Origin of the sequence: Bacillus sp. CHD6a, from assembly GCF_001293645.1 — a bacterium.
Taxonomy (GTDB): domain Bacteria; phylum Bacillota; class Bacilli; order Bacillales; family Bacillaceae_I; genus Sutcliffiella_A.
In genome coordinates, this window is record NZ_LBMD01000046.1 from 1 (window position 1) to 10,467 (window position 10,467).

10 protein-coding genes are annotated in these 10,467 nt (G+C 39.6%); 7 read left to right on the forward strand and 3 right to left on the reverse strand.

Annotated elements, in window-relative coordinates:
- Positions 1-90: 90 nt before the first annotated feature.
- Positions 91-645, reverse strand: coding sequence for a peptide deformylase (gene def / locus AAV98_RS19520; RefSeq protein WP_060667187.1), 555 nt, complete (start codon positions 643-645; stop codon positions 91-93).
- 214 nt (positions 646-859) lie between these two features.
- On the opposite strand from def, the gene AAV98_RS19525 reads away from it, so the two are divergent.
- The 5 genes from AAV98_RS19525 (at position 860) to lpdA (ending at position 7,146) form a co-directional block, all read left to right on the forward strand.
- Positions 860-1,525 carry a YkyA family protein gene (locus AAV98_RS19525; RefSeq protein WP_060667188.1) on the forward strand — a complete coding sequence of 222 codons (666 nt, stop codon included), beginning with the start codon at positions 860-862 and terminating at the stop codon, positions 1,523-1,525.
- A gap of 522 nt (positions 1,526-2,047) precedes the next feature.
- A complete protein-coding gene (gene pdhA / locus AAV98_RS19530) occupies positions 2,048-3,163 on the forward strand; it encodes a pyruvate dehydrogenase (acetyl-transferring) E1 component subunit alpha (RefSeq protein ID WP_060667189.1) in 1,116 nt (371 codons plus the stop codon).
- A 3-nt stretch (positions 3,164-3,166) separates the two neighbouring features.
- Positions 3,167-4,144 (forward strand): alpha-ketoacid dehydrogenase subunit beta, encoded by a 978-nt coding sequence (locus AAV98_RS19535; protein ID WP_060667190.1) that lies wholly within the window; start codon positions 3,167-3,169, stop codon positions 4,142-4,144.
- A gap of 221 nt (positions 4,145-4,365) precedes the next feature.
- Positions 4,366-5,730, forward strand: a complete 1,365-nt coding sequence (locus tag AAV98_RS19540; protein ID WP_060667191.1) for a dihydrolipoamide acetyltransferase family protein — start codon at positions 4,366-4,368, stop codon at positions 5,728-5,730.
- 3 nt (positions 5,731-5,733) lie between these two features.
- Complete coding sequence (gene lpdA, locus AAV98_RS19545; RefSeq protein ID WP_060667192.1) at positions 5,734-7,146, forward strand: dihydrolipoyl dehydrogenase; 1,413 nt, start codon at positions 5,734-5,736, stop codon at positions 7,144-7,146.
- Positions 7,147-7,376: 230 nt separating this feature from the next.
- On the opposite strand, the gene AAV98_RS19550 is transcribed toward lpdA, so the two are convergent.
- Positions 7,377-7,769 carry a hypothetical protein gene (locus AAV98_RS19550; RefSeq protein WP_060667193.1) on the reverse strand — a complete coding sequence of 131 codons (393 nt, stop codon included), beginning with the start codon at positions 7,767-7,769 and terminating at the stop codon, positions 7,377-7,379.
- A gap of 567 nt (positions 7,770-8,336) precedes the next feature.
- Here AAV98_RS19550 and AAV98_RS19560 point away from each other — a divergent pair.
- Entirely contained in the window at positions 8,337-9,266 is a 930-nt protein-coding gene (locus AAV98_RS19560; RefSeq protein WP_060667195.1) for a polysaccharide deacetylase family protein, read from the forward strand.
- A gap of 40 nt (positions 9,267-9,306) precedes the next feature.
- On the opposite strand, the gene AAV98_RS19565 is transcribed toward AAV98_RS19560, so the two are convergent.
- The gene (locus AAV98_RS19565; protein ID WP_060667196.1) at positions 9,307-9,732 is read right to left on the reverse strand and encodes a DUF1885 family protein; all 426 of its coding nucleotides are present in this window, start codon (positions 9,730-9,732) and stop codon (positions 9,307-9,309) included.
- A gap of 152 nt (positions 9,733-9,884) precedes the next feature.
- Here AAV98_RS19565 and AAV98_RS19570 point away from each other — a divergent pair, with 152 nt between their 5' ends.
- The gene (locus tag AAV98_RS19570; RefSeq protein ID WP_060667197.1) at positions 9,885-10,184 is read left to right on the forward strand and encodes a DUF3055 domain-containing protein; all 300 of its coding nucleotides are present in this window, start codon (positions 9,885-9,887) and stop codon (positions 10,182-10,184) included.
- Positions 10,185-10,467: the final 283 nt, after the last annotated feature.

The window sequence follows — 10,467 nt, forward strand, 5'->3', positions numbered from 1 at the left end:
TCACGTTAGCCCCTAGGAAAGCGAAGCCATTTGCGGAAATCCACAGTGGTGGTTTACCAAACTACTTACGTTTTTCTTTTCTAAAAACAATCATCTTTCCACAGGTATGGCTCCATCTGGAGGTTGGAAAGGGTTCTCTTGGTTTATATGATCATAGAACATAACACCGTTCAAATGATCTATTTCATGTTGAAATACGATTGCCACTAATCCTTTTAAGCGGAGTTTCAGTTCTTCGCCTTGGAGGTTGGTAGCTTTAACCGTTACACGTGCGTATCTCGGTACAAGTCCCGGTACGTCTCTATCTACAGAGAGGCAACCTTCCCCTGACGTTAAGTAACTCTTTTCGATAGAATGGCTAACAATCCTTGGATTAAATAATGCATAGCTATGTAATGTTCCGCCTTCATCTCTGATATGAACGGCAATCATCTTTTTTTGTATATTGATTTGGGGAGCCGCCAATCCGACCCCAGGACGTAAATTATATTGTTGAGACATTTCTGGATTTTGACTGTTTTGAAGGTATTCCATCATTTTATGTAGAATAGTGGAATCTTCCTGAGATGGGGGAAGGGATACGTCACTAGCTACGGCGCGTAATGTTGGATGTCCTTCCTTTATGATGTCTTTCGCTGTAATCATGGTTTCACTCCTATCTTTTATAGTTATACTATACTCCATTCCATCGTATATATGGTAGCAACAAAGTATCAAATTATATATTAACAAAAGCAAGAAGCTACTTGAAACAATTCGTTATCTTTATTTAATTTTATGCTTAACGTTTGAATTTAATATTGTAAAAATTAGCAATAAAATTTATAGTTAAAGAGAAGATATGTTAGGGGGATTTAAATTGCGTTTTTGGAAAAGGACTTTATATACTGGTACTCTGACTTTTTCCCTACTACTGACAGGATGTGTGAATGGAGAGTCACCGGAGCAGGAGATATTTCAGACTTTAGAGGAAGTAGTAGAACTCGAAGCGAGCTTTGAAGAACAACAAGAACCATTATTGGAACTAGAAAAAAAAGAATCTGCTATTTATGAAGAAATTCTTACACTTGGGATGAAAGAGTTTGATCAGATAGTTAAACTTTCTCAAGAAGGGCTTGCTTTGGTGGAACAAAAGGAAGCTGCCATGGAAAATGAAAAAAAGAGCATAGCGGCTGCACGTGAACAATTTGAGGAAGTAAAAACATCCATAGAAACACTAGAAGATGAAGAACTTAAAAAAGAGGCTCAGTCGTTATACCAATTAATGGAACAACGTTATGAAGCCTACATGACTTTATCAGATCATTATATGAAGTCCATGGAAGTTGAAAGAGAAATGTACGAGCTTTTCCAAACAGAGGATTTAACATTGGAGCAACTCCAAGTACAAATAAATGATCTAAACGAAAAGTATGAGAAAATTAATGCAGCTAACAAGTCTTTTAATGATTATACCGACCAATATAATAAAGCAAAGTTGGATTTTTATAAAAAAGCGGGACTTAATGTCACCTATGATAATTAAGCGTTACTGACACGTTGGGGCTAGGCTCAACGTGTTTTTTTCTGTTGTAAAAGTATTTTTCTTATTTTGAAATAATCAATGTCGGCTATATGATTAAGATTGAGTCATATCGGGAATGGAATAGATAGTGTTTTTTTATTATTACAACATAACATGAAGTTGTCCTGTTGTGTATTGTGATACAGGATTGAAAGTTGTATTAGTACAGTTTGGTATTCAGAATATACTTTTTACTTTTTTTGGTTTAAAAAGTCAATATAAGCAAAGAGATTGACGGGATTAAGGAGTGTGTTGTAAACTTGACCTTGGTGAAAAGTTGTATTAATATTTTCTTCGGAAAGATTAATACAGTATAAATTTTTGTGTCAGTCATGCATATTGCTGAAGACATTAAAAGAGGAAAGGTACGTTTTTGCATCACAAACAGAAAAATGTCTTTTAAAACCCATTTTTGGGTAACCTAATTTTGTATGTAATCATGTATTAAATAGTTCTCTTAATAGAAAGGAAGAGGTGACGTAGATGGCTGCAAAAACTAAAAATGCTAAATTTGATCCAAAGCAGCAGAAAGCAAAAGTGGAAGAACAATTCCAAACGTTCCAAATCTTAAATGAAGAAGGCGAAGTAGTAAATGAAGCTGCAATGCCTGAACTAAGTGATGACCAATTAAAAGAATTAATGCGCCGTATGGTATATACTCGCGTACTAGATCAACGTTCCATCAGCTTAAACAGACAAGGACGCTTAGGTTTCTACGCTCCAACAGCAGGTCAGGAAGCTTCCCAATTGGCTTCTCAGTTTGCATTGGAAGCAGACGATTTCATTTTACCAGGATACCGTGATGTGCCTCAGATGATCTGGCATGGTCTTCCTTTATATCAAGCATTCCTATTCTCTCGTGGTCACTTCCACGGTAATCAGATGCCAGAGGGTGTTAATTTATTGCCACCTCAAATCATCATTGGTGCCCAAATTATCCAAACTGCAGGTGTTGCACTTGGACTTAAGAAAAAAGGGAAAAAGACAGTAGCAATTACATACACAGGAGACGGCGGAGCTTCTCAAGGTGATTTCTACGAGGGTATTAACTTCGCTGGGGCTTACCAAGCACCGGCAATCTTTGTTGTCCAAAACAACCGTTTTGCCATTTCAACACCTGTTGAAAAGCAATCCGCTGCAGGTACAATTGCTCAAAAAGCAGTAGCAGCTGGAATTCCTGGTATTCAGGTAGACGGAATGGACGCATTGGCAGTTTACGCTGCGACTCGTGATGCTCGTGAGCGCGCGGTGAATGGCGAAGGTCCTACTTTAATTGAGACATTAACTTACCGTTATGGTCCACATACAATGGCTGGAGATGACCCAACTCGTTACCGTACTTCTGAACTTGACGATGAGTGGGAAAAGAAAGATCCTCTAGTGCGTTTCCGCAAATTCCTAGAAAACAAAGGAATCTGGAGCGAAGACGAAGAGAACAAAGTTATCGAAGAAGCGAAAGAAGATATCAAGGTTGCTATCAAGAAAGCAGATGATCAACCTAAACAAAAAGTTACAGACTTAATCTCTTTCATGTACGAAGAGCTTCCTAATAACCTAAAAGAGCAAAATGAAATCTACAAAGAGAAGGAGTCGAAGTAAGCCATGGCGCAAATGACAATGATTCAAGCGATCACTGATGCGTTACGCACAGAATTGAAAAATGACGAAAACGTCTTACTTTTCGGTGAAGACGTTGGTCAAAACGGTGGGGTTTTCCGTGCTACTGAAGGCCTTCAAGCTGAGTTCGGAGAAGACCGCGTGTTTGATACACCACTTGCAGAATCAGGAATCGGTGGACTTGCTGTCGGCTTCGGTGTAACCGGCTTCCGTCCTGTTATGGAAATCCAATTCTTTGGTTTCGTATACGAAGTAATGGACTCTGTTAGTGGACAACTTGCTCGTATGCGTTACCGTACTGGTGGGCGTTGGAACGCTCCTGTAACAATTCGTTCCCCATTTGGTGGAGGAGTACATACTCCAGAACTTCATGCAGATAGCCTTGAAGGACTTGTAGCTCAACAACCAGGTCTTAAAGTAGTTATCCCTGCAACACCTTATGATGCGAAAGGTCTTTTAATTTCTGCAATCCGTGATAACGACCCAGTTATCTTCTTGGAGCACATGAAATTATACCGTTCTTTCCGTCAAGAGGTACCTGAAGAAGAGTACACAATTGAGCTTGGAAAAGCAGACGTTAAACGTGAAGGTTCTGACATCACAATGGTTACTTACGGAGCAATGGTACATGAGTGCTTAAAAGCAGCTGACCAACTTGAAAAAGACGGTGTATCTGCTGAAGTAATCGACTTACGTACAATCAGCCCATTGGATATTGAAACAATCATTGCATCTGTTGAAAAAACAGGCCGTGCGATTGTTGTACAAGAAGCACAAAAACAAGCTGGTATCGGCGCAAACATCGTAGCAGAAATCAACGACCGTGCGATTCTTAGCCTAGAAGCACCGGTATTACGTGTTGCTGCACCTGATACGGTATTCCCATTCTCTCAAGCAGAGAGCGTATGGTTGCCAAATCATAAAGATGTTCTAGAAACAGCGAAAAAAGTTCTGAACTTCTAATATAAATAGTTCTCCATTAGAACTACCATAAGGAAGTCCATTCTTCGCCTAGCCAAGAGTGGGCTCTCCATTTTATCCAAAAGTAAGCAGAAGAAGGCTATCTCGTTTTACTAATCTCTCTGTAGATTGTAGTGCAAGGTGTGAAGCGAACACTTGGAACAGAAATCTAGAGACGTAAACAGATTCCTTAAAAAGCTATCTATTATAGGAGGTTGAATACTGTGGCATTCGAATTTAAACTGCCAGATATCGGTGAAGGTATCCATGAAGGTGAAATCGTAAAATGGTTCGTAAAACCAGGTGACGAAATCGAAGAAGATGACGTACTTTGTGAAGTACAAAACGATAAAGCAGTCGTAGAAATTCCATCTCCTGTTAAAGGGAAAGTTACGGAATTGAAAGTGGAAGAAGGAACTGTCTGTACTGTAGGACAAACCATCATCACACTAGACGCACCAGGTTATGAAGACCTTAAATTTAAAGGTGACGACCACGGAAGCGACGATGCAAAAGCGGAAGAAAAAACAGAAGGACAAGTTCAAGCAACAGCTGAAGCTGGTCAAGATGTTAAAAAAGAAGAAGCTCCAAAAGAAGAGCCAAAAGCTGAAACAGGCGCTGGCACACAAGAGCAAGTGGAAGTTGATCCAAACAGACGCGTTATCGCAATGCCTTCCGTACGTAAATATGCTCGTGAAAAAGGCGTTGAGATCCGTCAAGTGGCTGGATCAGGCGACAACGGCCGCGTTCTTAAGAGCGATATTGATGCATTCTTAACCGGAGGCAGCGCTAAAGCAGAACAAACTACTGCTGAAGCAGCTCCTGCAGCTAAAGAAGAAACAAAAACAGAAACAAAACAAGAAAAACAAGCAATTCCTGCTGGTCAATACCCAGAGACTCGTGAGAAAATGAGTGGTATGCGTCGTGCAATTGCAAAAGCGATGGTTAACTCCAAGCATACTGCACCTCACGTAACATTGATGGACGAGATTGATGTGACAGAGCTTGTTGCACACCGTAAGAAATTCAAATCAGTTGCAGCAGACAAAGGTATTAAGTTAACATTCTTACCATACGTAGTTAAAGCACTTACATCTGCGTTACGTGAGTATCCTGTACTTAACACATCTCTTGATGATGCAACAGATGAGATTGTTCACAAGCACTATTACAATATCGGTATCGCTGCTGATACAGAAAAAGGCTTGTTAGTTCCTGTTGTGAAAGATGCAGACAGAAAGTCTATCTTCTCCATTTCCAATGAGATCAACGAACTTGCTGGAAAAGCACGTGACGGTAAATTGGCTTCTGATGAAATGAAAGGTGCTTCTTGCACAATCACAAACATCGGATCAGCTGGTGGACAATGGTTCACACCGGTTATTAATCATCCAGAGGTTGCGATTCTAGGTATCGGCCGTATCGCAGAAAAACCTGTAGTGAAAGACGGAGAAATTGTAGTGGCTCCAGTTCTTGCGTTATCACTAAGCTTTGACCATCGTATGATTGATGGCGCTACTGCTCAAAATGCGCTTAACCATATCAAGCGTCTATTGAACGATCCACAATTATTGTTAATGGAGGGTTAATAAATGGTAGTAGGAGATTTCGCAATTGATGTAGATACGCTTGTCATCGGTTCGGGCCCTGGCGGATATGTTGCTGCAATCCGCGCGGCTCAACTGGGACAAAAGGTAACAATCGTAGAAAAGAACACACTTGGTGGCGTATGTCTGAACGTTGGATGTATCCCTTCTAAAGCGTTAATTTCTGCAGGTCACCGTTTTGAAACAGCTCAACATTCTGAAGACATGGGAATTAAAGCTGAGAACGTAACAGTTGATTTCTCTAAAGTTCAAGAATGGAAAGCTGGAGTAGTAAAGAAATTGACTGGCGGAGTGGAAGGTCTACTTAAGGGGAATAAAGTAGACATCGTTTCTGGGGAAGCGTACTTCGTAGACGGTAACACAGTTCGTATCATGGACGATAACTCTGCGCAAACATACAAGTTCAATAACTGTATCATTGCGACAGGTTCCCGCCCAATCGAAATACCGACTTTCAAGTATTCCAAGCGTGTTCTTGATTCTACTGGTGCATTGGCACTTAAAGATATTCCAAAGAAACTAGTTGTTATCGGTGGAGGTTACATTGGTACGGAGCTAGGTACGGCATATGCTAACTTTGGAACAGAAGTTGTTATTGTGGAAGCTGCAGATGAGATCTTAGCTGGTTTCGAAAAGCAAATGAGCTCACTTGTTAAGCGTAACCTGAAGAAAAAAGGAAACGTAGAAATCTTCACAAAAGCAATGGCTAAAGGTGTAGAAGAAACGGAAGATGGCGTTAAAGTAACGATTGAAGTAAAAGGCGAAGAACAAACAATCGACGCTGATTATGTATTAGTTACTGTTGGCCGCCGTCCAAACACAGATGAACTTGGACTTGAGCAAGTTGGCGTAGAAATGACAGACCGTGGCGTAGTCAAAATTGACAAGCAGTGCCGCACTAGCGTTTCTAACATCTATGCTATTGGTGACATCGTGGATGGACCACCACTTGCACATAAAGCTTCTTACGAAGGTAAGATCGCTGCAGAAGCAATTGCTGGTGAGCCTGCTGAAATTGACTACTTAGGTATTCCTGCAGTAGTATTTTCTGAGCCAGAACTTGCATCTGTAGGTTACACAGAAGCTCAAGCAAAAGAAGAAGGATTGGAAGTAACAGCTGCTAAGTTCCCATTTGCTGCAAATGGCCGTGCATTAGCATTGAACGCTACAGACGGATTCTTAAAGCTTGTAACACGAAAAGAAGATGGATTAATCATCGGTGCTCAAATTGCCGGTTCTAGTGCATCCGACATGATCGCTGAACTTGGTCTTGCTATCGAAGCTGGTATGACAGCTGAAGATATCGCTATGACGATCCACGCGCATCCAACATTGGGAGAAATCACAATGGAAGCTGCGGAAGTGGCAATGGGAAGCCCGATTCATATTGTTAAGTAATACTTCGGCGAAGAGCCTCCAATATATGTGGAGGCTCTTCGTTTTTTTACAAGGCCTCTGTTAAAGGATACAGTTTTTCGGCAATCTAGCTGTTGATTGAAGCAATAGTGGAAGACTCCTGAGGGAGAGTGTAGGGGAGACCCCGAGGGCGCTTTTTCCGGGGAGACAGGAAAGCGAAGCCTAGTGCCTAAATCAAACAGCGGTGTTAATAAAAAAAGGAATTCTACCAGCTAATAGGTAGAATTCCCTGCTTGATTTAACGCCTGTTCAATGGAAACGACGATATCTTTCTTAGGTTTAGAACCTTCTATATGCGTAACTACTTCATTGTCATGAACGACAATTAAAGAAGGCGTCTCCTTCACATTGAACTGCTTATATAGAATTTTTTCATCTTCAGAATGGACTACTTTTAAATTAGCCACTTCATCTGGAAATGAATTTTTCAAATCAATGATCGCATCATAATATGTACTCTCATCCTGTAAATTAGATTCGTCTGTAAAAAATACGAGCGTGCGAGAATCATCAGGGAATTGAATGTGAGTTATCGATTGATTTTCTTGACAGGAAGATAAAATGAAAAAAGACAAAGTGAAAAAGATAACAGCGCCTCTAATCATGGCAATCCTCACTTTCTATTAACAACGTATATAAAAAAACAGTTCGTTTTGTTCTGCTATTTGGTGCTATTCTACCATTAAATTATAAGTAATCAGGCCTTGTCATCTAAATGTTACATAATTGAAAAATAGATAGCTCCTTTCTGGCATATTAATTATTAAGGTTTCCAATCATACAAAATCGGTTACATAAATAGAAATATGCAGTAAGGAGCTGCTTTTATGAAAAATTATGTGGTGTTTTTAATACAAAATATTTTCTGGGGGACATATAGTATCATAGAATGGTTTTCGGTCAGGGATAAAATGCAGGCCAAAATAATTCTATTAGGTATATTTATCTATCTATGTTATACCCTAGCCATGTCAATCATTCATAAAAAGAAGCATGCCGCAATCACAACTGCTATAAGTTTTATATTTTATTTTACTTTTCAGAGTCTATTTTACTATTTTGTTTTTGGAGGATGAATTGTCTTCTATCGTTTAAAAATCTGGAAAAACATTGCCTTCATATAGTAAATGCTAGTATGATTAAAGGTGAAACTTACGTATGGAGGAAAGAATATGAAAAAATGGATACTATCAGCATCATTATTGCTCCTCCTTGTAGCTTGCGGGCAAAATGGACAAGTCGAAAGTGAGCAAGATTCCTCAGCAATAGATGCTCAAACGGAAGAAAATGATTCTGTAGTGGAAGAGGAAGAAAAAGAAAAAGATGCTCCTGTGTCAAAAACTGAAGATCCAATAAAAGAACCAGAAGAAGAAACAGTGAGCTCCGATGAGGAAGAAGGAGAACAAAACTCAGGAAAAGAAGACGAAGTTCAAGAAAATCAGCCTCAAGAATTCCAATATGTAGTAAATCCCATCACTTCTGCAATAGAACCTTTGGATGCTGCAAGCTCTGAAGTAGTTCTTTTAACGATAGATGATGCTCCCGATAGGTATGCATTAGAAATGGCTACAATTCTTAAAGAATTAGGAGCAAAAGCTATTTTCTTTGTTAATGGTCATTTTCTTGAAACGGAAGAAGAACAGCAAGTATTAAAGAGCATACATGAGATGGGGTTTCCAATTGGAAATCACACAATGACTCATAAATCTTTAAGACAGCTAACGGAAGAAGAGCAGTACGAAGAAATAGTTATGCTTAGCGATCGAATAGAAGAAATTACTGGTGAACGTCCACGTTTCTTCCGAGCTCCATTTGGCACTAATACAGATTATGCGATAGATTTGGTTAAGCAAGAAGGAATGATTCCTATGAATTGGACGTATGGCTATGATTGGGAATCAGATTACATGGAAGCTGAGGCATTGGCAGATATTATGGTTAACACGGAATTTCTGAACAGTGGGGCAAATCTGTTAATGCATGACCGTGAATGGACTAAAGATGCGTTAAGCGATATTGTAAAAGGGCTTCAAGGCAAGGGCTTCGAAATTGTTGACCCAGACTTGATAGGGACTAATGATGCAAGTACAGAAACTGAATGAATAAAAAATCCCGCTATAGTTGGAGAGCGGGATTTTTTATTTAACGCTTATAATAGTACATGATACTGCCGGTAAATAATTTTAGCTCAGCTTCTAGCTTTTTTGCAAGAAACTTACAAAGTTCATTTGCCTTTGCTTTATCTCCATGCGTACTCTGATCATGTAAAGTAACCTGTATGTAGGACAAAGGCGTGGTCTCCTCAGATGTGGCTATCTGTGTACCCACACCAATAAGGATCATCTTGTACCGGTCCTCTGTTCCTTTTAAATAAAACCACTGACCTTTTCCTTCAGGCTTTTCTTTTAACTCGTATGGAAAAGCTGCCTGGCTGTATTCCCATCCTAATTGTTTTCCAGTCTTGGAGGTGATTTCTATATAATAATTTAATAACTCTTTTACATCTTCAACAGTAAGTGTTTTCTCTTTTGAATTGGGAACTAAATTAATGTAAGCGCTGCTGGCCATCTCTTTCACTCCTAATCTGACATTTCCATCATTTCTATTCTAGCATTATCAGAAAAGTGCTGACAATAACTAAGTGAAAATTCTTGCAAATCAGGCATTTCTTAAGTTATAATTAAGTTCTGAATAACCAAAAAATAAAAAGGAGGTACCTTATGAACTTATTTGACAAGCTTTATGATAACAATGAGAATGTTCCTGTTCGCTTTGTTGGCTTTACGACTAAAGATGTTAGATATGATTTTGGTATCGTGTACACGAATATGTTTTTTGGTAAGCCCCTTGTCATCTGTATGCAAACCGGCCGTTCTACCCTCCTCGACCCTAAAGACATTACCGACCTTAACCACCTTCAACATGTATTCCGAATTGAATCTCAAGAACAAGCAGAAGATCTTGCAGAGTTTTTCTCTGAGGCAATTCCTGCAAGTCCATTTCAAGAACAATATGAATAAAAGATGATTTCTTTCGAGGCCAATGTCCCTGTTAATGGGGCATTGGCCTTTTGGTTTTGGGTGAAAGAGGGTCCTGTCTAATAAGGGGAAATAGTGGAACAACTACGCTTGAACAGGCAGCTAATTAATAAGAACGGTCATTTTAGGAGTGATCTCTAGGCCCGATAACGGGGAAATTAGTGAGAACTGTCCAATAGGAGGGAATTAGTGGAAACTAACACCCGAGCAGGCTGCAAATAAGCAAAAACGGTCGTATAGAAGCGTTCTCTAAGCCCGAACTCTC